This window comes from Geodermatophilus tzadiensis (assembly GCF_003002915.1).
Lineage (GTDB): Bacteria > Actinomycetota > Actinomycetes > Mycobacteriales > Geodermatophilaceae > Geodermatophilus > Geodermatophilus tzadiensis.
On record NZ_PVTG01000011.1, the window covers coordinates 66,045 to 92,492 of the forward strand.

Sequence of the window (26,448 nt, forward strand, 5' to 3'; positions counted from 1 at the left end):
CCTCGCCACGGGCCGGCCTAGCGGCCGGCGACCTCGTAGCCGGCCTCCTCGACGGCGGCGCGGACGGCGTCGTCGTCGAGCGGGGCGTCGCTGGTGACGGTCAGGCCGCCGCTGTCGAGGTCGACCGCGACGTCGGTGACGCCGGGCAGGCCGCTGACCTCCTCGGTCACCGCGGTGACGCAGTGGCCGCAGGTCATGCCGACGACGGTGTAGCTGGTGGTGCTCACGGGGGAGTCCTCTCGGGGGGTCAGGAACGGACGAGCCGGGCGATGGCGGCCGAGGCCTCGCGCACCTTGGCGTCGGCCTCCGGGCCGCCGCTGGCGACGGCCTCGGCGACGCAGTGCGACAGGTGCTCCTCGAGCAGGCCGAGCGCGAAGGACTGCAGGGCCGACGTCATCGCCGAGACCTGGGTGAGGACGTCGATGCAGTACTTCTCGTCCTCGACCATGCGCTGCAGGCCGCGGGCCTGGCCCTCGATGCGGCGCAGCCGCTTGAGGTGGTCGTCCTTGCGGTGGATGTAGCCGTGGACGTGGCCGGGGGTCTCCGCATCGCTCACGGGACCCACTGTACACCCCTACCCCCCAGGGGTTCATCCGACGGCGGGGTCCTCCTGGTCAGCGCGCAGGCGGTCCACGGTGGCGCGCAGCCGCTTGGTGGTGGCGCGCGACTCGGCCAGCTCGTCCTGCAGGCCGAGGATCACCTCGGCCGACGCCAGGGTGTGACCCTCGTCGAGCAGGCCGCGCAGCCGCGCGGCGAGCACGAGCTGGTGGCGGGAGTAGCGGCGGTGGCCGCCGGGGGAGCGGTGCGGCTGGAGGACGCCGGAGCCGTCGAGGCTGCGGAGGAAGGCCGCCTGGACGCCGAGCAGCGCCGCGGCCTGGCTCATGGTGAGCGCGGGGAAGTCGGGGTCGTCGAGCCGGCGGACGGCGTCGGCGGCCGGCTCGACCGGCTCGTCGTCCGGCCGGCGGGCGCTGTCCGTGGCCACGGGGGTCCTCCTCGGTCGGGGTGAGGTGCCGGGAACGCCGCGGGGGCCGGGCCACGACTGGCCCGGCCCCCGGTTCGGGTGACCGATCAGCGGGTCGGCCCGCCGGTCACCGCTCGACGGCCCGCTGCTCCTGGTCGCCGGACTCGTGCTCGATGGTCCGGCCCTCCACCTGGGCCGGCACGTCGGCACGGGTGACGGTGATCTTGCGGGCACGGGCCTTCTCCGCCACCGGGATGCTCACGGTGAGCACGCCGTCGTGGTAGCTCGCCTCGAGCCGGTCGGTGTCGAGGCTGCGGCCCAGGACCAGCTGCCGGGTGTAGGCCCCGTAGGGGCGCTCGGCGACGGCCCACTCCGCGTTCTCCAGCTGGGGTACCGAGCGCTCGGCGCTGACGGTGAGGGTCGTGCCCTCGACCGACAGGTCGATCGAGCCCGGGTCGACACCCGGCAGGTCGAAGTGGGCGACGAACTTGTCGCCGACGCGGTAGGCGTCCATCGGCATGCCCGACAGGGCGCGGGCGGTGCCGGTCCGGCCGGCGAGCTGGTCCAGCGCGCGCAGGGCGGCGGACGTGGTGGCGAACGGGTCGTAGGCGGTGAGCACCATGTCGTGAACCTCCTGGGAGATCCGGGATATGTGTTCGCTGCCCGAGGGTGAACCTCTAGTGGCAACTGGAGATTACCTCAGGCGTGCACCCGTGTAAACATCCACCGCACGAGTTTGTTCCGCGGCGCGCATGGGATCGGCGGGGGCGGGGCAGACCCCCGGCATGGACGAGCACGCCTCCACCGGGGACCCGGCCGCCCGTCAGGACGCCGGCCCCGACGCCTCTCCGGGCGCCTCGCACGGCGCCGAGCCCCAGGTGACCGCCACCCTCGACGGGAACGTCTCGTCCGTCACCGTCGTCGGCGAGCTCACCGAGGCCGCCCGCCGGCCGCTGGTCCGCGCGGTCACCGACCAGCTGCTGTCCACGCCGACGCTGCACCGGCTGGAGCTGCAGCTGTCCGGGGTCACCTTCATGAACTCCGCCGGGATGGCCGTGCTGGTGCAGCTGCAGCGGATGACCCAGCCGCGCGCGGTCACCGTGGCGCTGGTCGAGCCGCCGCCCACCGTCGCCCGCCCGCTGCAGCTGACCGGCCTGTGGCGGCGCTTCGAGGTGGTCGACGACGACGACGGTCCCGCCGGCGCCGGCGGCTCCCCGCCGTCGGGTGCCCAGCCGCGGCCGGACGGCCCGGGCGGCCGCAGCGCCTGAGGGTGTCGGGCGGGACCCGGCGTCGCCTGCTCCTAGCCTGGCCGGGTGCCCGCCTCCACCCCGCACGGTCACTCGCACGCCCACGGGCCCGACCCCGACGCCCCGCCCCCGAGCCCGGAGGTGCTCGCCCGCCGCCGCCGCGCGGTGTGGCTGATGCTCGTGGTGCTGGTGCCGGCCGGGCTGGCCACCGTCATCGGGCTGGTCGTGCTCTGGCCCGGCGACGAGCCGACGCAGGCGCAGCAGGTCGCCGAGACCTACCTGCCCCCGGGGCAGACCTACCCCGACGCGCGGGTCGTCTCCCTGCAGACGTTCCCGTGCGGCGACACCGGCGGCGGGCAGGCCACCTGCGCCACCGCGGTCGTCGAGGTGCTCGACGGCGAGGGCGCCGGCGACTACCAGCAGGTCGACCTGCAGGCCGACGTCGTCGCCAACGGCGTGGCCGAGGGCGACACCATCGTGCTCACCCGCGACGCCGGGGCCGACGGCGGCCTGAGCTACCAGTTCTTCGACTTCGAGCGGACCACGCCGCTGGTGGTGCTCACCGTCGCCTTCGCCGTCGTCGTCGCGGTGGTCGCCCGGCTGCGCGGGCTCGCGTCCCTGGTCGGCCTCGCGTTCGCCTTCTACGTGCTGCTGCAGTTCGTCATGCCCGCGCTGCTCACCGGGGCCTCCCCGACGCTGGTCAGCCTGGTGGGCTCGGCGGCGATCATGTTCGTCGTCCTGTACCTGGCCCACGGCCTGTCCGCGCGGACGACGACGGCGCTGATCGGCACGCTGTTCGGCCTGGCGCTGGTGACCCTGCTCGGGTCGGTCTCCGTGGGGGTGGCCCGGCTGACCGGGCTGACCACCGACGAGACCACCACGCTGGCGACCTACGACCCCACCCTGGACTTCTCCGGCCTGGTGATCGCCGGGTGCGTGGTCGCCGGGCTGGGCGTGCTCAACGACGTCACGATCACCCAGGCCTCGGCCATGTGGCAACTGCACGAGGTGGACCCGGCGATGGGGTGGCGGGAGCTCTACCGCCGCGGCATGGCCGTCGGCCGCGACCACATCGCCTCGACCGTCTACACGATCGTGTTCGCCTACGCCGGGGCCGCGCTGCCGCTGCTGCTGATCTTCGAGCTCTACTCGCGGCCGGCCGGGGTCACCCTGACCAGCGCGGTGGTGGCCGAGGAGGTCGTACGGACGCTGGCCGGGGCGATCGCGCTGGTCCTCGCCGTCCCGGTCACGACCGCGGCCGGCGCGTTCTTCGCCACCGCGGCCGGGGCGGCGCCCGAGCGGCGCATCTCGGCGCTGCGTGCGAGGTTCGCCCGATGAGCGACCTCCTCGCCGCCGCCGAGGCGGCCCCCGGCTTCATGCCCCCCGACGAGGGGCACGCCCTCTACGAGGCCGCCCGGTCGGTCGCGGTGCCCGGACCGCTGCTGGAGATCGGCTCCTGGATGGGCAAGTCGGCGCTCTACCTGGCCGCCGCGGCCCGGGAGACCGGCCGCCAGGTGGTCACCGTCGACCACCACCGCGGCTCCGAGGAGCACCAGCCCGGCTGGGAGTACCACGATCCGTCCCTGGTCGACCCCGCGGTGGGGCTGGTGGACACCCTGCCGCGGTTCCGCCGCACGATCGCCGACGCCGGTGCCGAGGACGTCGTCGTCGCCGTCGTCACCCGGTCGGAGACCCTCGCCCCGCTGTGGTCGACGCCGCTGGCGCTGCTGTTCCTCGACGGCTCGCACACCGAGGAGTCCGCCCGCCGCGACCAGGACGCCTGGGTGGCCAAGCTCGCCGTCGGCGGCACGCTGGCCATCCACGACGTCTTCCCCGACCCCGCGGACGGCGGCCAGGCACCCTTCGGCGTCTACCGGCGGGTGCTGGACTCGGGCGACTTCAGCGAGCTGCCCGGCACCGGCTCGCTCCGGCTGCTGCGGCGCCTGCTGTGAGCGACCCGCTGGGGGAGGAGCGGGCCGCCGCCCTCGCCCAGATCGACGCGCTGACCCGCCAGTTCGACGAGATCGTGGCGGCCTCCCGCGCCTCCAACGCCGACGACGAGCACGACCCCGAGGGCGCGACGATCGCCTTCGAGCGCCAGCAGGTGGCCGCGCTGCTGGCCGCCGCGCGCCGCCGGCTGGCCGACGCCGAGGCGGCGGTCCGGGCCGTCGAGGGCGGCACCTACGGCCGCTGCGAGTCCTGCGGCGGCCCGATCGCCCCGGAGCGCCTCGCCGCCCGGCCCACCGCCCGCACCTGCATCACCTGCGCGACCTGAGCCGCCGTCCCGACTGCTCGAGCGGCCCGCTGCAGGGGCCCGCGCCGAGCGCCAGCGAGGCGTGGGGGGCAGCGGGGTCCTTCGTCAGCTCACGTACCTGCGGGCGGTGGAGCGGCGCTGGACGGCGTCGAGCGCGGCGAAGCGGGCCTCGGCGTGCGCGGGCAGCACCCGCCGCTCGCGCAGCACCCACGGCGCCCCGCGCACCGCCGCCCAGAGCCCCTGCGCCGTGACCCGGTCGCGGGGCAGCGTCTGCAGCAGGTGCAGCGTGCGGCGCAGGGCCGGGCGCAGCGGGCGGCGCAGCCACGTCGTCCAGAGGGTGTTGCGGATGCCGTCGCGGCGCCGGCGGTGCGAGTCGCGGACCCTCGACGCCTGGTGGTGCACCGTCAGCGACGGCAGGTAGCACAGCTCCCAGCCCGCGGCGGCGAGGTCGCCGGCCATGAGCTCCTCCTCGCCGCCCAGCCACAGCCGCTCGGAGAAGCCGCCGACCTCGGTGAACGCCTCCCGCCGCAGCACCGAGGCGCCGGCGAGGAACGACCCCAGCGCCGGTCCCGGCAGCCACGAGGCGCCGCGGACGGGGGAGTCGCGCAGCTCCGGCACGATCGGGTCCTCCCGCGACCCGGGCTCGACGACGATCCGGGCGGTCACCACGGCCAGCCGCGGGTGGGCGTCGAGCACGTCGGCGGCGTGCCGCAGCGAGCCGGGGTCCCACCACGTGTCGTCGTCGCAGAAGGCCACGTACGGCGTGGACACCCGCGCGACGCCGACGTTGCGGCCGACCGCCCCCAGGTTCTCCGGGCTGGCCACCAGCTCGACCTCGGGGAACCGCTCGCGGACGGCCGCCGCCGTCCCGTCGGTGGAGCCGTTGTCGACCGCCACCACGTGCGGCCGCTCGGGCAGCGCCACCAGCCGCGACAGCGCCAGCAGCACCTCCTCGCGGCGCTGGTGGGTGATGACGACGACGGCGACCCGCGGGTCGGCGCAGGAGCGCGTCATCCGGCCAGCAGGCGCCGGTCGGCCAGCACCAGGCCCGGCAGTCGGCGGCGGCGGCGCACCGCGGCCGGCAGGTCCGGCACCGCCCGCCACAGCCCGCGCCGCTCGGGCGCACCCGCGCGCAGGGCGGCCGCCACGGTGCCGGCGAGGTCGCGCAGCGGCAGCCGCATCACCGCGGTGAGCACCTTCGACCGCCACACCGCCGTCCGCCGGGCCGCGGGGTCGTGGCGGCGGGTCGAGGGGTGGTGGTGCACGGTCACCGAGTCGACGTAGGCGATGTCCCAGCCGGCGGCGGCCAGGTCGAGGGAGAGCCGCTCCTCCTCGCCGGGGAAGCGCACCACCGGGTCGAACCCGCCGACGGCCAGGAACGCCTCCGTGCGCACCATCGCCGCGCAGCCGATGAAGCCGAGCAGCCGCGGTCCGGGCAGGTGGGCCGGCGTCCCCAGTGGACTGGTCGCCAGCTCCGCGCACAGCGGGTCCAGCCGCTCCTCGGGGCCCACCAGCACGCGCGCGTTGAGCACCGCCAGCCGGGGGTGGGCGCGCATGACCGCCGCGGCGCGGGCCAGGTTCCCCGGTGCCCACCACGAGTCGTCGTCGGCGAAGGCCACGAACTCGGTCCCCGCGACCCCGACGCCGATCGTGCGGGCGCGGGCGCCGGCGTTGCCGGCCAGCGGCACCACGGTCACCTCGGGCAGCGCGGCGCGGACGGCGTCGACCGTGCCGTCGGCCGACCCGTTGTCGACCAAGACGACCGGCGCCTCGTGCCGGGGGAGGGTGGCCAGCAGGTCCTCCCGGCGGTCGCGGCTCATCACGACGACGGTCACGCCGTCGGTGGTCGGGAGTGCGGGCGTGCGGGTCACGGCTGACCCCTGCCCGGCAGCGGCGCGGCCGAACCCGGGGTGTCGACCGTGCCGGGGGCCGGCAGGGCGGAGGGGTCGGCGAACAGCACCGACGCCGGGGTGGCCCGCGCCAGGGCGTCCACGGCCAGCACCACCGCGGCCGCCGTCCAGGTGGGGCGCTCGACCGGCCACCGGGCGTCGTCGGCGTAGACCAGGCCGGTCCAGTACGAGCCGTCGTCGTGGCGCAGGTGCTGCATCGCCGCCACCTGCTCGCGGGCGGCGTCGGGCTGCCCGGCGACGACGAGGGCCAGCGCCAGCTCGCAGGTCTCCGCGCCGGTCACCCACGGGCGGTCGGCGACGCAGCGCGCCCCCAGGCCGGGGACGACGAAGCGGTCCCAGTCGGCGGCCAGCCGGGCGCGGGCCGCCTCGCCGGTGACCGCGCCGGCCAGCACCGGGTAGTACCAGTCCATCGAGTACCGCGACCGGTCGGCGAAGGCGCCGGGGTCGGTGCGCAGCGTCGTCCCGAGGTCGGTGACGGCCAGTTCCCAGTCCGGCTGCGGCTCGCCGGCCAGCCCGGCCAGGGCGACGCCGCAGCGCAGCGCCTGGAAGAGGCTGGCGTTTCCGGTCAGCAGCGCGGTGTCGTCGGGGGTGCCGTCCGGGCGCAGCGCCCAGCTGACCGCGCCCGACGACAGCTGCATGCGCACCACCAGGTCCAGGCCGCGGCGCACGGCCGGCCACAGCTCGCGCACCAGCCGCTCGTCGCGGCCGGCCAGCCAGGAGTGCCAGACGCCGACGGCGAGGTAGCCGGCGTGGTTGCTCTCGACGGCGGGCGAGGTCTCGGCGCCGTCGCGGTACTCGGCGGCCCAGGAGCCGTCGGGCCGCTGCCGCGCGGCCAGCCACCGGTAGGCGGCCGCCGCCCGCTCGTGCTCGCCGCCGACGTCGAGGGCCATGGCCGCCTCGACCGAGTCCCACGGGTCCAGCTGCGCGCCGCGGGACCAGGGCAGGGCGCCGTCACGGTGCTGCTCCGCGGCGATCGCGGCCACGGTGCGCCCGACCGCCCCGCCGTCGAGGACCCCGGGGAGCTCGGGCAGCTCAGCGCGCGGCAGCGGTCCGCTCCCGCTCCGGGTGGGCGACCTCGGCCGGCGGGAGGGCGGGCCTGGTCGCGTAGACGACGAGGCTCTTGCCGATGAGCGGGTCGAGCACCCGCTCGGCGAGGCGGGTGAGCCACGGCCGCCGGGTCAGGTCCCAGACCAGCAGCCGGTGGTAGGCCCGGACGACGGCGGGGTCGCGGTCGACGCCGACGGCGCACTTGAGCCACCAGTAGGGCGCGTGCAGGGCGTGCGCGTGGTGCTGCCTCCCGGGCACCAGGCCGGCCACCGACAGCCGGGCGCGCAGCGCGTCCCCCCGGTAGATGCGCACGTGGCCGCCCTCGTTGGCGTGGTAGGCGTCCGACAGCGCCCAGCAGACCCGCTCGGGGCCGAAGCGCGGCACGGTCACCGCGACGGTGCCGCCGGGCTTGAGGACCCGGGCGATCTCGGCCATGGCGCGGGCGTCGTCCGGGACGTGCTCGAGCACCTCGGAGGCGATCACCCGGTCGACGCTGGCGTCGGGGACGGGCAGGTGCCGCAGGTCGCCGCGCACCACCTCGTAGCGGGCGCCGGCCGGGGCCTCGCCGGCCGCCGCGATGGCGCCCAGCCACGCCCTCGTCGTCGCCACCTCGGACTCGCCCCAGTCGACGGCGACCACGTGCGCCCCGCGGCGGTAGGCCTCGAACGCGTGCCGGCCCTCGCCGCAGCCCAGGTCGAGGACGGTCATCCCGGGCCGCAGGTCGAGCAGGTCGTAGTCGACGGTCAGCACGGGCGTCCCTTCGCCTCGAGCACGCGGCCGTACCAGTCCGCGGTGCGCTCGGCGGTCGAGCGCCAGGTGTAGGAGGCCAGCACGCGGCGGCGCCCCGCGCGGCCCAGCTGCTCCTGCAGCGAGGGGTTCTCCAGCACCAGCCGCAGCGCCGCGGTCAGCTCGTCGACGTCCCCGGCGCGCACCCGCAGCCCCGCGTGCGTGCCCACCACCTCGGGCAGCGCCCCGGCGTCGGTGGTGACCAGCGGCGTGCCGCAGGCCATGGCCTCGACGGCGGGCAGCGAGAACCCCTCGTACAGCGACGGGATGGCGGCCACGGTCGCCGACTGCAGCAGCCGCACGAGGTCGGCCTCGGGCAGCGGCCCGGTGAACCGGACGGCGTCGCGCAGGCCGAGGCGGTCCAGCGCCGCCTCCGCCGGGCCGCCCGGGCGGGCGGTGCCGACGACGGTCAGCCGCACCGGCCGCTCGGTGCGCAGCTTGGCCACCGCCTCGAGCAGGTGCACCAGCCCCTTGAGTGCGACGTCCGCGCTGGTGGTGACGACGACCGAGTCGCTCTCGCGCGCCCGGCCGGCCGGCGGGGTGAAGACCTCCGGGTCGATGCCGACCGGGACGACCTCGACGCCGGCGGCGGGCACCCGCAGGTGTGTCCCGATGTCGCGCCGCGAGCTCTCCGACACGGTGGTCACCGCGTCGAGCCGGGGGGCGACGCGGGCCTGCATCGCGGTGAACCCGTACCAGCGGGTCAGCGTGAGGCGGCGGCGCAGGGTGGGCGCGGCGGCCAGCTCCAGCTGCCGGTCGATGGCGACCGGGTGGTGCACGGTGGCCACCGTCGGGACGCCGGCGCGGACCAGGCGCAGCAGCCCGTAGCCGAGGCTCTGGTTGTCGTGCACGACGTCGAACTCGTGCGCGCGGGGGAGCAGGGCCCGGGCCGCGCGGAGGCTGAAGGTCAGCGGCTCGGGGAAGCCGGCGGTGCACATCGCCGCCCACTCCAGGACGTCGATCCCGTCGCGGAACTCCGACGGCCGCGGCGTGCGGAACGGGTCGGGCTCGCGGTAGAGGTCGAGGCTGGGCAGCCGGGTCAGCGGGACACCGTCGTCGAGCTCGGGGTAGGGCTGGCCGCTGAACACCTCGACGTCGTGGCCGAGCGCCGCGAGCTCCCGCGACAGCGCCCGGACGTAGACGCCCTGGCCACCGCTGTGCGGCTTGCTCCGGTACGACAGCAGGGCGATGCGCAGCCGTCGTCCCATGCGCCGGACTCTAACGACCCCGGACCGTCCGCCCGCTCGCCCGTGTCCCGCGGCGCCTGCCAGGGTGGGGGGCGTGATCCGACACGTCGTCCACTTCACCTGGTCCGACACCGCCGACGAGGCCCGCCGGGCCGAGACGGTGGCCGCGCTGCGCCGCCTGCCCGAGCAGGTGCCCGGCTCGCTGGCCTTCACCGTGGCCTCCGACGCCGGGCTGGTCGAGGGCAACGCGCACACCATCCTGGTCGCCGACTTCCCCGACGCGGAGACCTTCCGCGCCTACGCGACCGACCCGACGCACCAGGCCGTCATCGCCGAGCACGTCCGCCCGATCCTGGCCGCCCGCAGCGCCGTCCAGTACGAGCCGTGAGCCCCCGCCGGACGGCCCGGCTCGCGGCTCCGGCGCTGCTGGCCGCCGCGCTGGTCACCGGCTGCGGTGGCGGCGACGACGACGGGGAGGCGGCGGCGGAGCCGTCGTCCGCCTCTCCGTCCTCGTCCTCGTCGGTGGCCGGGGGCTCCGAGCTCGCCCCCGGGCTGCTGCCGGCCGACGCGTTCGGCCCGGACGCCCAGGTGGTGCCGGTGACCGAGGAGCAGCTCGCCCAGGGCGCGGCGCTGGCCGGCGGATCGGCCGCCGACCTGCAGGTGGACCCGCCGGAGTGCGCTCCGCTGGTGCAGCAGAGCCAGCCGTCCTTCGACGAGTACGAGGACGTCGCCGCGCAGGTCGCCGTGCTCGGGACGACGACCACCGTGCAGGCGCTGGTCTCCGGCGGTCCGGCGGAGGAGGCGCTCGCGGGCCTGGGCCGACCGCCGGCGGGGTGCGAGTCGGTGCAGGTCACCTCGGCCGAGGTCGGCACCGTGGACATCGCCTACGGCCCGCTCGACGTCCCCGACCTGGGCGACGGCTCCGGCGGCGTCGCGTTCACCACCACCGCGCCGGGGCCCGGCGGGCAGCCGCTCGTCGTCCCGGCGCTGGTCGGCGTGGTGCAGGACGGCGAGCGCGCCCTCGTCCTGGTGAGCACCGACACCCAGGGCGGCACCCTCGACCCCGCCGCCTTCACCGCGCTGCTGCAGCGGGCCCACGAGACGCAGGCGTCGGTCCTCGACTAGCGGGCTGCACCGACGTCCCCCGGGTCGGCCGTCCACAGCCGGCGGCGGGTCCACAGACCCGGATCGACCGGCCCCGGCGGCGCCCGGCCGGCCCCAGGGTCGGCCGGGTGGACGAACCCCCGATCCCCGTCATCCGGCTCGGCGACACCGGCGAGGTCGCCGCCGCCCTGCCCCACCTGCTCGGCTTCCGGCCCACCGAGTCGGTGGTGCTCATCGGCCTGCGCAGCCCCGGCGGCAGCCGGGTCGGCCTGACCGTGCGCGCCGACCTGCCCCGGCCCGCCGACGCCGCCGTCCTGGCCCGCACGCTCACCGCCAAGCTCGCCACCGACGACCCGGCCGCGGTGCTGCTGGCGGTCGTGTCCGAGGCGCCCGACCGCCCCTCGACCCCGCTGCTGCACGGCCCGGCCGGCCCCGGCCCGGACGCCGACCTGCCGCACCGCGACCTCGTGCACGAGCTGGTGCTCGCTCTCGACGCGGTCGACGTGCCCGTCCGCGAGGCGCTGCTCGTGCGCGGCGGCCGCTGGTGGGACTACGACTGCCCGTACCCGTGCTGCGAGCCCGGGGCCGGCACCCCGCTGCCCGGCGGCGCCAGCCCGCTGGCCGCCGCGGCGGTGGCCGGCGGCGCGGTGCTCGCCGCCGACCGCGACGCGCTGGCCGCCCGCATCGCCCCGCCTCCGGGTGACGTCGGGGCCGCGGCGATGGCCGACGTGTGCCTGCGGGCCGGGCGCGAGCACGCCGCCCGGCTGCGCACGGCCGGGCGGTCCGTCCTCGCCGGCGAGTGCGAGACCGAGGTCGCCGACGCCGTGGCCGCCTGCCGCCCGGGACCGGACACCGCCGGCACGCGGCTGCCCGACGCCCGGGTGGCGCGTGTGCTGTGGGCGCTCACCCTGACCGAGGTGCGCGACCGCGCGCTGGCCACCGCGCTCGGCGAGGACGCCGCGGCCGCCGAGGTGCTGTGGACCGAGTGCACCCGCCGCGCGCCCGTCCCGCTCGACGGCGCCCCGGCCACCCTGCTGGCGATCAGCGCGTGGCTGCGCGGCGACGGCGCCATGGCCAACGTCGCCCTCGACCGCGCGCTGGCCGCCGACCCCGGCGCCGTGCTGCCACGGCTGCTCGCCGACGGGCTGGCCGCCTGCCTCCCCCCGGCCGAGCTGCGTGCGCTGATCAGCGACTCGCTGGCCTCCGGCCAGGACGCCCGGTGAGCCGGCTACACCAGGTCGGGCCGCTGCCACTCCTGCCCCAGGACGTGCTCGGCCAGGAAGGCGAGCACCGTCTCGTACCAGACCGCCGCGTTGCCCGGCGTGAGCACCCAGTGGTTCTCGTCGGGGAAGTACAGGAACCTCGAGGGGACGCCGCGCTTCTGCAGGTCGTACCAGAGCCGCAGCCCCTCGCCGATCGGCACGCGGTAGTCCTTGTCGCCGTGGATGACCAGCACCGGCGTCCGGATGGCGTCGGCGAACCGGTGCGGGGAGTTCTGCTCGTAGCGCTTGGGCTCGACGAGCGGGTCGCCCCACTCCTTCTCCCAGTAGTAGCCGGCGTCGGTGGTGCCGACGAAGGAGTCGAGGTCCCAGAGGCTGGCGTGGGTGACGATCGCCCGGAACCGGCCGGTCTGGGTGGCCACCCAGTTGGCCATGTACCCGCCGAAGGAGCCGCCCATCGCCGCGGTCCGCTCTGCGTCGAGGTCGGGCCGCTCGAGCGCGGCGTCGACGGCGGCCATGAGGTCGGTGTACGGGGCGCCGCCCCACTCGCCCCAGCCGCGGCGCACGAAGTCCTGCCCGAAGCCCTGCGACAGGGCCGGGTTGGGCAGCAGGACGGCGTAGCCGCGGGCGGCCAGCACCCACGGGCACCAGCGCCACGACCACGAGTTCCAGCTCATCAGCGGGCCGCCGTGGATCCACAGCACCAGCGGCGCGGGGGCCTCCGCGCTCGCGCCCTCGGGCAGCACCAGCCACGACTGCACGCGGGTCCCGTCGGCGGCGGTGGCCTGCACCTCGGTCAGCGTGCCCGGCAGGCGGGGAAGGGTGCCGGGGTTGGGCAGTGGGTCGGGGTGCTGGTCGGTGGCCCGCGGGTCCAGCCGCACCGGGGCGGGCGGCTCGTCGTACGCGGAGCGCAGCGCGTACAGCGCGCTGCCGTCGCGGGCCACCTGCAGGTCGCTGTGGGCGCCGTCCGTGGTCAGCCGCACGGGCTCGCCCCCGGCGAGCTCCACCCGGAAGAGGGCGTGCCGGCCGTCGTCGTCGGCCAGGAAGTAGACGGCGTCGCCCTCGGCGCTGAACTGCGGCGCGCTCGGCCAGCGGTCGAAGCCGGGCGTGAGGTCGCGGGCCTCTCCGGTGGCGACGTCGACCACCAGCAGCGTGTAGTCCGGCGGCTCGGCGTAGGTGGTCAGCGACTCCCGGACGCACACCACCGCGGCACCGTCGGGGGAAAAGCGGGCGGAGTGGACGTCGGCCAGCGGGTCGTCGACGAGCACCCGGCCGTCCCCGGAGCCGGTCTCGACGAGCACCAGCCGGTCGCGGCGCCCGGCCGGGCCGTCTGGGACGGAGTCCACCCGCAGCACCAGCCGGCCGTCGGGGGAGAGGGTGACCGACTCCCCGGCGCCGGTGGGCGGGCCGGCGTCGGGCGTGAGGTCGCGCAGCTCCACCGGCTCGGGCGGCTGCCCGGCGGGGCCCTCGGCGGGCAGCGCGCCGGCCCAGAGGACGTGCGGGACGGCCGGGCCGAGGTCGCTGTCCCAGTACCGCACCGGGTAGGCCTCGTGCAGGATCGCCGACACCCCGGCGTCCTTGCGGGCGGTGCGGCGCTGCTCGTCCTCGGCGGCGTCGGCGGCGCCCGGCATCGCCGAGGCCACGACGACGACCTCGCCGGTGTCGGCGGCCACCGCGAAGCCGCCCACGCCGCCGGGCCGGGTGACCACCGGGCGGGCCTCCCCGCCGCCGGGCGGCAGCGCCCACAGCGCCGACTCGGGGTCGGCGCCGCCGGTGGCCGCCGGGTCGGGCCGGGCGGAGAGGAACAGCAGGCTGCCGTCGGCGGCGAACACCGGGGCGGACTCGCCGGGCGCGCTGCGGGTCAGCCGCCGCGCCGGGCGCTGCCCCTCCGGGTCGACCTCCCACAGCGCCGGCAGCCACTTCTTCCGCTCGGCGTCGAGGGTCTGCACCGCGACGGCGAGCCGGCGGCCGTCGGGGGAGAGCGCCAGCCCGGCGACGCGCGGCACGGCGACGAAGTCGGCCAGCCGGGTGAAGGGGTGTCCCGGGTCGTCGGCGGCGGTGGTCGGTGGGCCGGTCGGGGCGTCGGGCTGGCTCACCGGGTCTCCTCGCGGGTCGGGTGGCGCTCGGTCGGTGCCGCCCACCGTAGACACCGCGGCGCCCGGGACCCGCCGGAGCGGATCCCGGGCGCCGGGAGGCGGCCCCTCGCGGGGTCCCGCCACGAGCCCGCGAGTGGCGGGGGGCGAGGAGGTCCCTCGTTCAGAGCTGTGCGGCGGCCTCGGCCGGGGTGAGCTCCTCGTCCAGGACGGCGACGAAGACGTGCTGGGCGACGCCGTGCGGCAGCGCCTGGCCGTCGAGGCTGATCGTCCCGTTGCTCGACGTCGCCACGACCGTGGCGCCCGGGCGCAGGCCGCGGTCGGCGAGCGCGCGCAGCAGGTCGGCGTCCTCCTGCAGCTGCTCGCTGATCCGCCGGATCACCACCCGGCGGCCCTCGGCGGTGGCCGAGGTGGACAGCAGGGTGAGCGAGTCGAGCACCGCGGAGGTCTCCCCGCCCAGCGCGTCCAGCCCGGGGATCGGGTTGCCGAAGGGCGAGACCGTCGGGTTGCCGAGCAGGGTCAGCAGCTTGCGCTCGACCGCCTCGCTCATCACGTGCTCCCAGCGGCAGGCCTCCTCGTGGACGTCGGCGTAGTCCAGGCCGATCACGTCGACGAGCAGGCACTCGGCGAGCCGGTGCTTGCGCATGACCGCGGTGGCCAGGTGGCGGCCCTGGTCGGACAGCTGCAGGTGCCGGTCGCCCTCCACCGTCAGCAGCCCGTCGCGCTCCATCCGGGCGACGGTCTGGCTGACCGTCGGGCCGCTCTGGTGCAGCCGCTCGGCGATGCGCGCCCGCAGCGGCACGATGCCCTCTTCCTCCAGCTCGAAGATCGTGCGGAGGTACATCTCGGTGGTGTCGATGAGGTCGTTCACTGGCACTCCTCCGTGTCGTGCCCGATCCTACGGCCCGGCGCCGTGCCGTCCGGATCACGCCGAGGGCCGGACGCAGGGCACCACCAGGGTCGCGGCGGTAGCGTCCCGCCGCAGGGGAGTGGCCGTACCGGCGTCCCCGGCCGGCCGGGCGAGGTGGCCCGGGCCGGCGAGCGCGGCGACAGGAGGAGCCCGTGAGCGACGCGGTTGCCGTCGTGTGGGACGACGCGCTGCTCGGCTACACCATGGGCGGCGACCACCCGCTGCACCCCGTGCGGCTGGACCTGACGATGCGGCTGGCCGAGGGCCTGGGCGTGCTGGCGAGCGACCGGCTGGAGGTCGTCGCACCGACCCCGGCCGGGCCGGACCTGCTGACCCTCTGCCACGACCCCGAGTACCTCGAGGCCGTCAAGCGGGCGCCCACCGACCCCGGGGTCGGCCACGGGCTGCACACCGCGGACAACCCCGTCTTCGAGGGCATGTACGACGCCGCCGCGCTGATCACCGGCGGCAGCGTGCTGGCCGCCGAGCTGCTGCACCACGGCCGGGCGCAGCACTCGGTCAACATCTCCGGCGGCCTGCACCACGCGATGAGGGACCGGGCGTCGGGGTTCTGCGTGTTCAACGACGCCTCGATCGCCATCGCCTGGCTGCTGCGCCAGGGCTGGGAGCGGATCGCCTACGTCGACCTCGACGTCCACCACGGCGACGGCGTGCAGACCGCCTTCTACGACGACCCGCGCGTGCTCACCGTGAGCATCCACCAGACGCCGCTGACGCTGTTCCCGGGCACCGGCTTCCCCGAGGAGACCGGTGACCCGGACAAGGCGCTGGGCAGCGCGGTCAACCTGGCGCTGCCCAACGGCACCGACGACTCGGGCTGGCTGCGCGCGTTCCACGCCGTCGTCCCCAGCGTGCTGCGGGCCTTCCGCCCGCAGATCCTGGTCACCCAGTGCGGCTGCGACGCCCACCACGAGGACCCGCTGGCCGACCTCGCCCTCACCATCGACGGCCAGCGCGCCGGGTACTCGGCGGTGCACGAGCTCGCCCACGAGCTGTGCGAGGGCCGGTGGCTCGCGCTGGGCGGCGGCGGGTACGGGCTGGTGCGCTGCGTGCCGCGGGCCTGGACGCACCTGATCGCCGAGGCGTCGGGGGAGCGGCTGGACCCGGTGACCGAGATCCCGCAGTCCTGGCGCGACGACGTCATCGCCCGGGGGCTGCGCGCGCGGCCGCCCACGCACATGACCGAGGGCGGCTACACCGGCTTCGCGGCGTGGGACCCGTTCACCGAGTCACGGGTCGACCGCGCGATCGCCCGCACCCGCCGGGCGTCGTTCCCCTACTTCGGCCTCGACCCGGACGACCCCCGTGACTGAACAAGGACCCCCCAGCCCCCCACCACTCGCAGGCTCGCGGCGGGACCCTGCAGGGGGGCCGTCGGCGGACCTGGCCACCCCGCCGGAAGAGCAGGAGGCGCCGCGGCCGCCGGCGCACTGGGAGGCCGACATCATCGCCGCCGACGGCGGCACCGTGCACCTGCGCCCGATCTGCCCCGAGGACGCCGACGGGCTGACCGGGCTCATGGAGCGCAGCTCCGACCAGACCCGCTACCTGCGGTTCTTCGGGCCGATGAAGCGGCTGTCGGACCGCGACCTCTACCGGTTCACCCACGTCGACCACTCCGACCGGGTCGCCTTCGTCGTGCTGCTGGGCGACCAGCTGATCGCCGTCGGCCGCTACGACCGCCTGCCCGGGACCGCCGACGCCGAGATCGCCTTCCTCGTCGAGGACGCCCACCAGGGCCGCGGGCTGGGCTCGGTGCTGCTCGAGCACCTCGCCGCCGCGGCCCGCGAGCGCGGCATCACCCGCTTCGTCGCCGAGGTCCTGACCCAGAACGCGCGGATGGTGCGGGTCTTCCTCGACGCCGGGTACCAGGCCAGCCGCTCCTACGAGGACGGCGTGGTCCACCTGACCTTCCCGATCGCGCTGACCGACGACTCGCTGGCGGTGACCCACGAGCGCGAGCAGCGCAGCGAGTCCCGCTCCATCGCCCGGCTGCTCACCCCGTCGTCGGTGGCCGTGGTCGGCGCCAGCAACGACGAGGGCAAGGTCGGCAACGCCGTCCTGCGCAACCTGCTGGAGTACGGCTTCGACGGGCCGGTGTACCCGGTCAACCCGAACGTGCGGCACGTCCGCGGCGTGCCGGCCTTCGACTCGATCGAGGCCATCGGCGACGACGTCGACCTCGCCGTCGTCGCCGTGCCGGCCGACGAGGTCGCCGGGGTGGTCGAGAGCTGCCGGCGCAAGCGGGTGCGCGGCCTGGTGGTGATCTCGGGCGGCTTCGGCGAGAGCGGCCCGGCCGGCCGCGACGCCGAGCGCCGGCTGGTCGCCGCCGCCCGCGCCTCGGGCATGCGCGTGGTGGGGCCCAACTGCCTGGGCATCGTCAACACCGACCCCGCGGTGCGGCTGGACGCCAGCCTCGCGCCGCAGGTGCCGGGCCGGGGGCGGGTGGGCTTCTTCGCGCAGTCCGGGGCGCTGGGCGTGGCGCTGCTGGAGCGGGCGCGCAGCCGCAACATCGGCCTGTCCAGCTTCGTCTCGGCGGGCAACCGCGCCGACGTCAGCGGCAACGACCTGCTGCAGTACTGGGCCACCGACCCCGGCACCGAGGTCGTGCTGCTGCACCTGGAGAGCTTCGGCAACCCCCGCAAGTTCGCCCGGCTGGCCCGCTCGGTGGCGCGCACCAAGCCGGTGGTGGCGGTCAAGAGCGGCCGGCACGGCGGCCTGGCGCCGGGCCTGGCCGGCACCTCGGTGGCCGTGCCGGAGCAGTCGGTGGCCGCCCTGTTCACCTCGGCCGGCGTCATCCGGGTCGACACGGTCGCGCAGCTGTTCGAGGTCGGCATGCTCGCGGCCCACCAGCCGCTGCCGGCCGGCGACCGGGTGGCCGTCGTCGGCAACTCGACCGCGCTGGGCGTGCTGGTCGCCGACGCCGTCCTCGACCAGGGGCTGACCCTGGCGCACGAGGCGCCGGTCGACATCGGCACCGGCGGCAGCCCGGAGCAGTTCCGCGCGGCGCTGCAGGCGGCCGTGGACGACGACGGGGTCGACACCGTGGTGGCGGTCTTCCTGCCGCCGCTGGTGCGCACGCCGCCCGAGGAGTACGGCCGGGCGCTGTGCGAGGTCTCGGTCGGCTCGGCCAAGCCGGTCGTGGCGACGTTCCTCTCCGCCGAGGGCTTCCTGCCCGAGCTGACCGTGCCCGACGCCGCCGGCATGCCCGCCCGCGGCTCGGTGCCCTCCTACGCGACGCCGGAACGGGCGGTCATCGCGCTGGCCCGGGTCACCGAGTACGCGCGCTGGCGGCAGCGGCCGGTGGGCACCGTGCCCGAGCTGCCCGACGTCGACGAGGAGCGCGCCCGGGCGATCGTCCACGGCGCGCTCGCCGACAGCCCCGCGGGCCGGCCGCTCACCGACGACGAGGCGCTGGCCCTGCTGGGCGCCTACGGCATCCCGCTGCTGGGCACCCGGGTGGTCACCGACGCCGAGCAGGCGGTCGCCGCCGCCGACGCCGTCGGGTACCCGGTCGTGCTCAAGTCGACGGCGCCCTGGCTGCGGCACCGCACCGACCTCGGCGGGGTGCGGCTGGACCTGGCCGACGCCGCCGCCGTCCGGGCCGCGTACGCCGCCATCCCGGCCGGTGACCCGGTGATCGTGCAGGAGATGGCCGCTCCCGGGGTGGCCACCGTGGTGGCGGTGGTCGACGACCCGTCGTTCGGCGCGCTGGTCAGCTTCGGCGTCGGCGGGGTGGCCACCGAGCTGCTCGGCGACCGCGCCTATCGCACCCTGCCGCTGACCGACCTCGACGCCGCCGAGCTGGTGCGCGCCCCGCGCGCGTGGCCGCTGCTCGACGGCTGGCGGGGGGCCGAGCCGGTCGACGTGGCCGCGCTCGAGGACCTGCTGCTTCGGGTGGCGCGCCTCGCCGACGACCTGCCCGAGGTGCTGGCCCTGGACCTCTCGCCGGTCATCGTGGGCCCGGCGAACCCCTGGCACGGCGGCCGCTCGCTGGTCGTGGCCGGGGGCACCGCCCGCGTCGGCCCGCCCACCGCGCGCGTCGAGCCCGGCGCCCGCCGGATGCGCGACCTGTACTGAGCCCCGCGGCCGGACCTCACCGCCGCCAGAAGAGGTGGTGGGTGACGCCGCTCGGGCTGGGGACGACGTCGCGGTGGAAGCGGTCGAGCAGCTCGTCGGGTGACGTCCACAGCCGGGTGCCGGCGCCCAGCTCGATCGGGGCGACGGCGACGTGCAGGGTGTCGACGAGGTCGGCCTCGAGGAACTGACGGATCACCGTGGCGCCGCCCCCGAGCCGGACGTCGGCGCCGCCGGCCGCCGCGCGGGCCTTCTCCAGCACCGTGGCGGGGTCGGCGTCGACGAAGTGGAACGTCGTGTCCGACAGCGTGAACGACGGGCGCACGTGGTGGGTCATCACGAAGACCGGTGTGTGGAACGGCGGCTCCTCGCCCCACCAGCCCTGCCACTCGTGGTCCGGCCAGGGACCGCGGTGCGGCGAGAACTTGTTGCGGCCCATGATCTCGGCGCCGATGCCGTGCGCGAAGTCGCGGACGAGGAGGTCGTCGAGACCGCGGCCGCCGCCCGGCCCGGTGCGGCCGGGGAAGCTCGCGGTGGCGAGCGCCCAGGCCATCAGCTCCCGCGGGTCGGCGTGCCCGAAGGGCCGCTCCAGGCTCTGCCCCTCGCCCGCGCCGTACCCGTCGCTCGAGACGGTGAAGTTCTGCACCCTCAGCAGCTGGCCCACGGTCCCCTCCTCGGTGTCGGTGCCGTGGTGACCGTCGTCGACCCCGGAACTCATCTGTGCCGGCAGGGTCCGGGCCTGCGGCGCGGTCAGGGCCTCCGGCCGGTGAAGGCGAGCAGCTTCACCTGGTCGTCGGCGTCGTCGGGGACCGGCACGCGCGGGCCGTAGTAGCCGCTGCTGCGCAGCGCGGCGTCCCACGGCTCGATCCCGGCGAGGAACCCCGAGACCTCCGCCGGGTCGAGCGCCTCGTCCTGACCGGTGGCGCGGGCGAGGTCCCAGGCGTGCACCAGCAGGTCCATGAGGCCGGTCATCGCGACCAGGTCCTCCAGCGGCATCTCACCCGCGCGGGTCCGCGTCGGCTGTCGTGCCGTGGCGGGGTCGGCGAGCAGGGCGCGGACGGCGCGGTCGGCCGCCCGCCAGGCGCCGGGTGGGTCGTCGTCCACCGACGGGCCGTCGGGCAGCGGGAGCCCCACCGCGCCGAGGTAGAGCGACGGCATCCAGTCCACGACGTGCCGGACGACGTCGCGGGCCACCCAGCCCTCGCAGGGCGCCGGGTCGTCCCAGCGGTCGGGCGGGACGCCGTCGACCCGCCGGCCGAAGCCGTCCGCCAGTCGCGCCCAGCGCTCCGCCGTCGTCGCCATCGCCATCGCCGCCTCCTCCTCAACCGATCGGTTGAGGAAGACCCTGGCCCCGCGCGTCGGCGCTGTCAACGCCCGGGAACGCCGAGAGCCGGTCACCCTCAGGATGACCGGCTCTCGGTGGGGGCTGGACTAGGCCAGGTAGTCGCGCAGGGCGTCGGCGCGCTGCGGGTCGCGCAGCTTGGCCATCGTCTCGCGCTCGATCTGGCGCACCCGCTCGCGGGAGAGACCGAACTGCTTGCCGATCTGCTCGAGCGTGCGGGGCTGGCCGCCGTCGAGACCGAAGCGCAGCACGACCACGTCGCGCTCGCGGTCCTCCAGGGTGGAGAGGACGTTGCGCACGTCGCCCTTCATCATCTGGAAGGCCACCGCGTCCTCGGCGACCGCGGCGTCGGCGTCCTCGATGAAGTCACCCAGGCGGGACTCCTCGTCGGCACCGACGGTCTGGTCGAGGGAGACCAGGTCGCGGCTGTACTCGAGCAGCTCGGTGATCCGCTCGGGCGTCATGTCCAGCTCGAGACCGAGCTCCTCGGCGGTGGGCTCGCGCTCGAGCTCCTGGTGCACCCGTCGACGGGTCCGCACGACCTTGTTGACCTGCTCGGCCAGGTGCACGGGCAGCCGGATGGTGCGGCCGGAGTCGGCCATCGCGCGGGTGATCGCCTGGCGGATCCACCACGTCGCGTAGGTCGAGAACTTGAAGCCCTTGGTGTAGTCGAACTTCTCGACGGCGCGGATGAGGCCGACGTTGCCCTCCTGGATGAGGTCCAGGAACGTCATGCCGTGGCCGGTGTAGCGCTTGGCCACCGACACGACCAGCCGGAGGTTGGCCTCCAGCAGGTGGCGCTTGGCGGCCTTGCCGTCGGTCGCGAGGGCCTTGTAGTCGCGCTCGACGGCGGGGGTGAGCTGCCGCTCGCCGAGCAGCCGCTCGGCGTAGAGGCCGGCCTCGATGCGCTTGGCGAGCTCGACCTCCTGCTCGGCGGTCAGCAGGGCGGTCTTGCCGATGGTGTTGAGGTACACGCGCACCAGGTCGGTCGACACCAGGCCACTGGTGTCCGGCTCGCGTCGCGGTGAGCGGACCTCGAGGGCGTCACTGGGGGAAGACTGGAGGAGCGTCACGGTCTGTCTTCGTCCTTGCGTCTGGTTCGGATGCACCGGTCGGTCTGCTGGCCGGTCGCGCACCCGCACGGGTGGGGCTCCGTGTCCGGCGGAGCGCCTCGCTGTGTGGTCCGTTGTGGTCCAATGTGTTACGCCCCGTCCAACGGTCGGGACGGGTACCGTGTTCCACGGTGCCGGGGTTCTCAGCGAAACCACAGGTGGTGTGTTCGGTCACCATCCGTACCCACGCGACCGCGGGTCAGACCTCCAGCAGCAAGGTCATCGGTCCGTCGTTGACCGAGGCGACTGCCATGCGTGCCCCGAACACCCCGGTCGCGACCGTGGCGCCGCGACGCCGCAGCTCCGCGACGACCTCCTCCACCAGCGGTTCGGCGACCTCGCCGGGCGCGGCGCCGTCCCAGGAGGGGCGCCGTCCCTTGCGCGTGTCGGCGTAGAGGGTGAACTGGCTCACGACCAGCACCGGCAGGCCGAGGTCGTCGGCGGACCGGGCGCCGTCGTCGGTGGGGAAGACCCGCAGCTCGTGGACCTTGCGGGCCAGCGTCCGCGCGCGGGCTCCGTCGTCGTCCCGGCCGACGCCGACGAGCGCCAGCAGTCCCCGGCCGACCTCCCCGACGACGGCACCGTCGACGGTCACCGACGCCGAGGACACCCTGCTCACCACCGCGCGCACCGGCTCATCCTCCGCGACCCGCCGGGGACCCGTGCGGCGCGGGCCGGAGTCCAGGCGGCCGTGCGGCGCCTGTGGTGATCCCGGCTCCCGGCAGACACTGCACGGAACGCCTCGGCGGCTGGGGACGGTCCGGTCGGCGTCTTGTCGCGGTGCCTGCGGCAGATCCCCCGGAGCCGGCGGCCACCCGACCACGCCTCGACGGACGACGAGCACCGGGACGAGGACACCAGCAGTTGCGAGCGGTGACCAGCCGAGGCTGCAGCCGGGTACCCGAGCGGGGACCGTTCCTCCCGTCGACCGACCGTCGACCCGTGGCCGACGTCCCCACCTCCGCCTGACCACCCGCCGGGTCCTCGGCGACGACGCGGGTGACCGCGGTCCCGGGCTCTCGGTCAGAACGGTGGCGGGTCGTCGCCGGGGTCGGCCGGCGGCGCCGTAGGTGAGGCGTCGGTGTCGTCCGGTGGTGGGGTCGCAGCCGGTGGGGGTGGTCGCATGCCCGGTGGCCAGGTGGTCCTCGTGATGCCCGACGGGGTGGTCACGGTGAGCACGCCGTCGGCGGTCATGGTGAACCGCCAGCCGCGGGCGAAGGTCTTCAGCCGGTGGTGGCTGCGGCACAGGCAGCACAGGTTGGCGCAGTCGGTCGGGCCGCCGCGGGCGTGCGGGATGACGTGGTCGGCGTCGGCCCAGCCCACTCGTTGGCCGCAGCCGGGAAAGCGGCAGGTGCGGTCGCGGGTGTGCACGAACGTCTGCTGCGCCGCCGACGGCGCGTAGGCGTCGGTCCCCCCGGGCCGGTCGAGCAGCGCGCACCCGCACTCGTCCTGCCCGTGGACGGTGCAGCCCCGCCTGGCGAGGCGGCGCAGCTGCTCGAGCGTGGTGGTGGCCCGCAGGGTCCCGTTGTCGTCGGTGAGGGCGAGGCCGACTGATCCGCTTCCCGGCGTACGGAGGCCGAGGGCGTCGATCTGGGTGAGCAGGTCGCGGAGCTGGCCGATCGTGATGGGCAGCCCGTTGACCTCCCCAGCCTCGCTGCTGCGGCCGGCCAGCGCGCTCAGGGTGGCGATCAGCTGCAGGTGCGCCGTCACCGGTGGGCGGGTGTCGTCCCAGGGGCGCTGGAGGAGGTCGGCGAGCACCGCGGCGCGCAGTTGCCCGAGGGGTCGGTCGTCGCCGTCCTGCTTGAGCAGGACGGCCAGTTGGTCGACCAGGTCGAAGCACGCCGCCGCCACCGGCGCCGGCAGGTCCGCGGCGAGCGTCGACATGCCTTCCCGCGGGGAGGGGTAGACGCGCACGTCGGCCTGCCGCTCGGCCTCCCTGCGCCGGGCATCGACTGCGTCGGCGTCGACAGCGAGGAGGGCGGCGACCGCGCGCTTGCGCAGCATGTGCGTGGTCCAGCTCGCGGCCTGGCCGATCAGCTGGGACTCCACCCGCCGCGCCACCGCCGGGTCGGTGTGCTGCAGCACATCCACCAAGACCTTCGCCCGCGCCTCGTCCAGCACACCGGCGGCCAGCGCCGCCCGCGTCGCCGGCAGCGACTCCCGGTACACCCACGCCCGGTGCGCCAGCAGCGACGCCGACCGGCGGCCGCAGTTGAGCACCACCGCCAGCTCGGCGGGAAAGAACTCCGAGACACCGGGCAGCTCCGGATCCGGCGCCCACGACCCCCGCGTCGCACCGGGTGTCCCGGGCGCGGGATCGAGGTCGTCCGGGGTGTCGTCGGCCAGGCCCAGGACCAGCTCGGCCTCGTAGGCGGCATCCATCGCCTTGCGTGCCTGCACCCGGGCCAGCTCGGCAGCCTTCTGCTCCCGCGACAACAGCGCCACCGGCAACCGCTGCACCTCCGGCGGCCCGGCGACGAGCAGGTCGAGGAGACCACCGGCGAACACCGGCGGCGCGTCGTCCTCGATCTCGGGCACGAGACGAACCTACGACCGGGGTACGACAGTTCCCGCAGGTCAGGACCAGGTCAACGGAGAAGGCGCCCCGTCCGACCGCCGGTGCCGCGCTCCCGTCGTCGGCAGCCGCAGCCACAACCGGCTCGCGAGCACAGTCCTCGGCTCGGTGGCTGCAGTCGACCCTGCGCCACCACACGTTCGAGGAGGAGGCGCGGATGTCCCCCCAGTCGCACGCCCCCGGTGCCGACCGCCTCGAGGAGCTGGGCCGTGAGCTGGAGGAGCGCCAGCGCCAGCTGTACCGCTCCGGGACGATGCGGCTGATCGTGCGGCTCAAGCGGGCGACCCTGCGCCCCGTGTGAACCCGCCTCCGGCACCCGGGCCCCGCCGCGGGGCCCGGGGATCGGTGATCCCGGGCTCGTCGGCGAACAGCGGCGGCAGGTGGCGCAGCATGAGCACCGACCAGACCAGGTGGGTCAGGACCGGTGCCTGGATGCCGCCGGTGGCCTGCCGCTGCAGCCCGAACAGCGCTCCCATCGCGAGGCTGGCCAGGACCAGCGCCGGGTTGCGCGTGGCGGTCGTGGCCAGGCCGTAGACGGCCGTCGACTTCAGCACCGGCCGGTCGACGCCGATCGCGGCGTACAGCGCGCCGCGGAAGAAGACCTCCTCGGCCACGCCGTTGGCCAGCGTCGTCGTCAGCACCAGCGGGAAGGACCCCTGGTGTGCGTAGCGCAGCACCGACGTGATGGCCCGGTCGAGGACCGGGATCCGCCGGGCGACCAGCGCGGCGCCGTAGAACGCGCCGAAGGCCCCCACGCCCGTGAGCAGCGGCGTGCTCAGCGGCCGGCGCAGCGTGCTGCCCGAGTCGAGGGTCCAGCCCAGGTGCAGCGGGCCGGAGGCCAGCCCGCCGGCCACCCAGGTGCCGGCGACGGCGAGCGTCAGGCCGTAGAACCGCGGCGAGTCCGGCGGCTGGGACAGCGACACGCCGAGCAGGGTCGCGCCGGCCACCGCGGTGCCGGCGGTGATCCGGCGCCGGCGGCGGAAGGCGGCGTCGGACTCGCGGTGGTCTCGGGGCACCCGGTCGACCAGCGTCCGCCGCAGCCAGCCGCCGACGGTGCCGCGCAGCCCGCGCCGCGCCACGGTCACCGGCGGGCTCCGCGGCTCAGCCACCCCGCCCGCTGCCTCCGGCCCCGTCGCCGGTGCTCGCGGGCCCGCTCGACGAGCGCCTCGAGGACCATCCGGTCGTAGTCCATCGGCTCGAAGGGCAGCACCGAGCGGATCGCGTCGTCGGTGACGACCACCTCGTTGCTCATCGAGTCGATGAGCGAGCGGCCGGTCGCGACGTCGACGTCGGTCACCAGCGCCAGCCAGCGGGAGGACAGCCGCGGGGTGAGCAGGGGCACCGGGACGACGAAGAGGTGGCGGTTCTGCAGCTGGGCGACCCGGGTGAGCATGTCGAGGTAGGACAGCACCTCGGGGCCCCCCACCTCGAACACCCGGCCCGCGGTCTCCGGCACCCGCTGCACGCCCACGAGGTAGCGGATCACGTCGGCGACCGCGATCGGCTGGGTGCGGGTGTGCACCCAGCGCGGGGTGACCATCGCCGGCAGGTGGGCCACCAGCTGGCGGGTCAGCTCCCAGGAGACCCCGCCGTGGCCGACGACGATGCCGGCGCGCAGCACCGTCACCGGCACGCCGGTCTCGCCCAGCAGCCGTTCCACCTGGCGGCGGCTGCGCAGGTGCGGGGAGAGGGTGTCGGCGTCGCGGCCCAGCCCGCCCAGGTAGACGATGCGCCCGACCCCCGTCCCGGCCGCCGCCCGCGCGAAGGCCCGGGCCGCCGCGGCGTCCTTGCGCTCGAAGTCGGGGTCGGCGAGCGAGTGCACCAGGTAGTACGCCGTCCCGCAGCCGTCCAGGGCCGTGCGCAGCGACTCCTCGTCGCCGACGTCGCCGGCGACCGGGGTGCCCGCGCCGCGGTAGCTCTCCGGGTGCCGGGTCATCGCCCGGACGTCGTGGCCCTCCTCGACGAGCGCGGTGGCCAGCCGGCTGCCGACGAAGCCCGACGCCCCCGTCACCAGGATCCTCACCCGGTCGAGCCTGACCTGATCGCGCACGACGCGCCACCGGGGTGCGCGTCGACGGCGCCCGGTCGCGACGGGCCCGTCCCGGCGTCGCGCTGCGGCACACTGCCGGCGTGCCGACGCCGCGCGGACCGAGAGGAGCCGGAGTTGTCAGCAGCCGATCTCGTCGCAATCGCCGAGCAGTGGACCGCCGCCGACGACGCGGGTGACTTCAACAGACACGGGGAGTGGATGCACCCGGACACGGAGATCCACCTGGTGAGCCGAGGGCGCGTCCTCCGTGGCCCGCAGGAGTGGGTCGACTTCATGCGGGCCTACCGGGCCGGCGTACCGGACCTGCACACCACGGTCCACGACCGCTTCGCCACCGAGGACAGGCTCGCCCACCGGTGGACCCTGACGGGCACCCACTCCGGCGACCTGTTCGGGATGCCGCCGACCGGGCAGCCGATCCGGGTCGAGGGCGCCTCGGTGTGGGAGTGCCGTGAGGGACGCCCCGAGCGCATCTTCGTCTACAGCTCCGTCGTGACAGCGGGGTCGGCAGGCGGTGGCCCGGCCACGTAGCGGCGCTGCACCCCGGGGTGC

Annotated in this window: 29 protein-coding genes; 11 read left to right on the forward strand and 18 right to left on the reverse strand. The window is 76.0% G+C overall.

Translation table 11 applies throughout. From position 1 onward, the window contains the following. Positions 1-17 precede the first annotated feature (17 nt). The 4 genes from LY71_RS14715 to LY71_RS14730 all read right to left on the reverse strand — a co-directional run bounded on the left by LY71_RS14715 (position 18) and on the right by LY71_RS14730 (position 1,583). Positions 18-227, reverse strand: a complete 210-nt coding sequence (locus LY71_RS14715) for a heavy-metal-associated domain-containing protein (protein ID WP_211297354.1) — start codon at positions 225-227, stop codon at positions 18-20. A gap of 20 nt (positions 228-247) precedes the next feature. Next, on the reverse strand, positions 248-556 hold the full coding sequence (locus LY71_RS14720) for a metal-sensitive transcriptional regulator (RefSeq protein ID WP_281261610.1): 309 nt from the start codon (positions 554-556) through the stop codon (positions 248-250). A gap of 33 nt (positions 557-589) precedes the next feature. Further along, positions 590-982 carry a helix-turn-helix domain-containing protein gene (locus tag LY71_RS14725; RefSeq protein WP_245887911.1) on the reverse strand — a complete coding sequence of 131 codons (393 nt, stop codon included), beginning with the start codon at positions 980-982 and terminating at the stop codon, positions 590-592. 106 nt (positions 983-1,088) lie between these two features. Beyond that, a complete protein-coding gene (locus LY71_RS14730) occupies positions 1,089-1,583 on the reverse strand; it encodes an Hsp20/alpha crystallin family protein (protein WP_106278886.1) in 495 nt (164 codons plus the stop codon). Positions 1,584-1,746: 163 nt separating this feature from the next. Between LY71_RS14730 and LY71_RS14735 the strand changes: the two genes are divergently transcribed. Genes LY71_RS14735 through LY71_RS14750 form a run of 4 tightly spaced genes read left to right on the forward strand, consistent with a single transcriptional unit; the run spans position 1,747 to position 4,483 of the window. After that, entirely contained in the window at positions 1,747-2,229 is a 483-nt protein-coding gene (locus LY71_RS14735) for an STAS domain-containing protein (protein WP_106279104.1), read from the forward strand. A gap of 45 nt (positions 2,230-2,274) precedes the next feature. Further along, a complete protein-coding gene (locus LY71_RS14740) occupies positions 2,275-3,546 on the forward strand; it encodes a YibE/F family protein (protein ID WP_245887912.1) in 1,272 nt (423 codons plus the stop codon). Further along, entirely contained in the window at positions 3,543-4,160 is a 618-nt protein-coding gene (locus tag LY71_RS14745) for a class I SAM-dependent methyltransferase (RefSeq protein ID WP_106278888.1), read from the forward strand. The genes LY71_RS14740 and LY71_RS14745 overlap by 4 nt, the downstream gene beginning before the upstream one ends. Continuing rightward, on the forward strand, positions 4,157-4,483 hold the full coding sequence (locus tag LY71_RS14750; protein WP_106278891.1) for a TraR/DksA family transcriptional regulator: 327 nt from the start codon (positions 4,157-4,159) through the stop codon (positions 4,481-4,483). Before LY71_RS14745 ends, LY71_RS14750 begins: the two co-directional genes overlap by 4 nt. 84 nt (positions 4,484-4,567) lie before the next feature. On the opposite strand, the gene LY71_RS14755 is transcribed toward LY71_RS14750, so the two are convergent. Genes LY71_RS14755 through LY71_RS14775 form a run of 5 tightly spaced genes read right to left on the reverse strand, consistent with a single transcriptional unit; the run spans position 4,568 to position 9,413 of the window. Then, a complete protein-coding gene (locus LY71_RS14755; RefSeq protein WP_106278893.1) occupies positions 4,568-5,476 on the reverse strand; it encodes a glycosyltransferase family 2 protein in 909 nt (302 codons plus the stop codon). Then, positions 5,473-6,333, reverse strand: coding sequence for a glycosyltransferase family 2 protein (locus LY71_RS14760; RefSeq protein ID WP_245887913.1), 861 nt, complete (start codon positions 6,331-6,333; stop codon positions 5,473-5,475). The genes LY71_RS14755 and LY71_RS14760 overlap by 4 nt, the downstream gene beginning before the upstream one ends. After that, the gene (locus LY71_RS14765; protein WP_245887914.1) at positions 6,330-7,355 is read right to left on the reverse strand and encodes a prenyltransferase; all 1,026 of its coding nucleotides are present in this window, start codon (positions 7,353-7,355) and stop codon (positions 6,330-6,332) included. Before LY71_RS14765 ends, LY71_RS14760 begins: the two co-directional genes overlap by 4 nt. A gap of 49 nt (positions 7,356-7,404) precedes the next feature. Further along, the gene (locus LY71_RS14770) at positions 7,405-8,169 is read right to left on the reverse strand and encodes a class I SAM-dependent methyltransferase (protein ID WP_106278897.1); all 765 of its coding nucleotides are present in this window, start codon (positions 8,167-8,169) and stop codon (positions 7,405-7,407) included. Further along, a complete protein-coding gene (locus LY71_RS14775) occupies positions 8,163-9,413 on the reverse strand; it encodes a glycosyltransferase family 4 protein (protein WP_211297355.1) in 1,251 nt (416 codons plus the stop codon). The genes LY71_RS14770 and LY71_RS14775 overlap by 7 nt, the downstream gene beginning before the upstream one ends. 73 nt (positions 9,414-9,486) lie before the next feature. Here LY71_RS14775 and LY71_RS14780 point away from each other — a divergent pair, with 73 nt between their 5' ends. From LY71_RS14780 to LY71_RS14790, 3 genes are all read left to right on the forward strand, one after another. Continuing rightward, complete coding sequence (locus LY71_RS14780) at positions 9,487-9,780, forward strand: Dabb family protein (protein WP_091111578.1); 294 nt, start codon at positions 9,487-9,489, stop codon at positions 9,778-9,780. Further along, positions 9,777-10,517, forward strand: coding sequence for a hypothetical protein (locus tag LY71_RS14785; RefSeq protein ID WP_106278899.1), 741 nt, complete (start codon positions 9,777-9,779; stop codon positions 10,515-10,517). The genes LY71_RS14780 and LY71_RS14785 overlap by 4 nt, the downstream gene beginning before the upstream one ends. Before the next feature lie 107 nt (positions 10,518-10,624). Next, on the forward strand, positions 10,625-11,719 hold the full coding sequence (locus LY71_RS14790; RefSeq protein ID WP_106278901.1) for a DUF4192 domain-containing protein: 1,095 nt from the start codon (positions 10,625-10,627) through the stop codon (positions 11,717-11,719). 5 nt (positions 11,720-11,724) lie between these two features. Here LY71_RS14790 and LY71_RS14795 read toward each other — a convergent pair whose 3' ends face one another. After that, positions 11,725-13,812 carry an alpha/beta hydrolase family protein gene (locus tag LY71_RS14795; protein ID WP_106278904.1) on the reverse strand — a complete coding sequence of 696 codons (2,088 nt, stop codon included), beginning with the start codon at positions 13,810-13,812 and terminating at the stop codon, positions 11,725-11,727. A gap of 160 nt (positions 13,813-13,972) precedes the next feature. Next, the gene (locus LY71_RS14800; protein ID WP_106278906.1) at positions 13,973-14,680 is read right to left on the reverse strand and encodes an iron-dependent transcriptional repressor DtxR; all 708 of its coding nucleotides are present in this window, start codon (positions 14,678-14,680) and stop codon (positions 13,973-13,975) included. A 191-nt stretch (positions 14,681-14,871) separates the two neighbouring features. Between LY71_RS14800 and LY71_RS14805 the strand changes: the two genes are divergently transcribed. Both LY71_RS14805 and LY71_RS14810 read left to right on the forward strand, forming a co-directional pair. Further along, positions 14,872-16,053, forward strand: coding sequence for an acetoin utilization protein AcuC (locus LY71_RS14805; RefSeq protein WP_106278909.1), 1,182 nt, complete (start codon positions 14,872-14,874; stop codon positions 16,051-16,053). Positions 16,054-16,207: 154 nt separating this feature from the next. Then, complete coding sequence (locus LY71_RS14810) at positions 16,208-18,820, forward strand: bifunctional acetate--CoA ligase family protein/GNAT family N-acetyltransferase (RefSeq protein WP_245887915.1); 2,613 nt, start codon at positions 16,208-16,210, stop codon at positions 18,818-18,820. Positions 18,821-18,836: 16 nt separating this feature from the next. Here the strand turns inward: LY71_RS14810 and LY71_RS14815 are convergent, their stop codons facing one another. The 5 genes from LY71_RS14815 to LY71_RS14835 all read right to left on the reverse strand — a co-directional run bounded on the left by LY71_RS14815 (position 18,837) and on the right by LY71_RS14835 (position 23,809). Further along, a complete protein-coding gene (locus LY71_RS14815; protein ID WP_106278911.1) occupies positions 18,837-19,535 on the reverse strand; it encodes a dihydrofolate reductase family protein in 699 nt (232 codons plus the stop codon). A gap of 32 nt (positions 19,536-19,567) precedes the next feature. Beyond that, complete coding sequence (locus LY71_RS14820; protein WP_106278913.1) at positions 19,568-20,125, reverse strand: TIGR03086 family metal-binding protein; 558 nt, start codon at positions 20,123-20,125, stop codon at positions 19,568-19,570. Positions 20,126-20,248: 123 nt separating this feature from the next. Further along, the gene (gene sigB / locus LY71_RS14825; protein WP_281261611.1) at positions 20,249-21,154 is read right to left on the reverse strand and encodes an RNA polymerase sigma factor SigB; all 906 of its coding nucleotides are present in this window, start codon (positions 21,152-21,154) and stop codon (positions 20,249-20,251) included. A 316-nt stretch (positions 21,155-21,470) separates the two neighbouring features. Further along, entirely contained in the window at positions 21,471-21,902 is a 432-nt protein-coding gene (gene dtd / locus LY71_RS14830; protein WP_106278917.1) for a D-aminoacyl-tRNA deacylase, read from the reverse strand. A gap of 392 nt (positions 21,903-22,294) precedes the next feature. After that, entirely contained in the window at positions 22,295-23,809 is a 1,515-nt protein-coding gene (locus LY71_RS14835) for an HNH endonuclease signature motif containing protein (protein ID WP_245887916.1), read from the reverse strand. 194 nt (positions 23,810-24,003) lie between these two features. Between LY71_RS14835 and LY71_RS23500 the strand changes: the two genes are divergently transcribed. Next, entirely contained in the window at positions 24,004-24,147 is a 144-nt protein-coding gene (locus LY71_RS23500; RefSeq protein WP_170121369.1) for a hypothetical protein, read from the forward strand. On the opposite strand, the gene LY71_RS14840 is transcribed toward LY71_RS23500, so the two are convergent. Both LY71_RS14840 and LY71_RS14845 read right to left on the reverse strand, forming a co-directional pair. Beyond that, a complete protein-coding gene (locus LY71_RS14840) occupies positions 24,119-24,931 on the reverse strand; it encodes a CPBP family intramembrane glutamic endopeptidase (protein WP_211297356.1) in 813 nt (270 codons plus the stop codon). The two genes, LY71_RS23500 and LY71_RS14840, sit on opposite strands and share 29 nt — an antisense overlap. Continuing rightward, on the reverse strand, positions 24,928-25,869 hold the full coding sequence (locus LY71_RS14845; protein ID WP_106278919.1) for an NAD(P)H-binding protein: 942 nt from the start codon (positions 25,867-25,869) through the stop codon (positions 24,928-24,930). Before LY71_RS14845 ends, LY71_RS14840 begins: the two co-directional genes overlap by 4 nt. Before the next feature lie 141 nt (positions 25,870-26,010). Here LY71_RS14845 and LY71_RS23505 point away from each other — a divergent pair, with 141 nt between their 5' ends. After that, positions 26,011-26,427 (forward strand): ester cyclase, encoded by a 417-nt coding sequence (locus LY71_RS23505; RefSeq protein WP_170121370.1) that lies wholly within the window; start codon positions 26,011-26,013, stop codon positions 26,425-26,427. Positions 26,428-26,448: the final 21 nt, after the last annotated feature.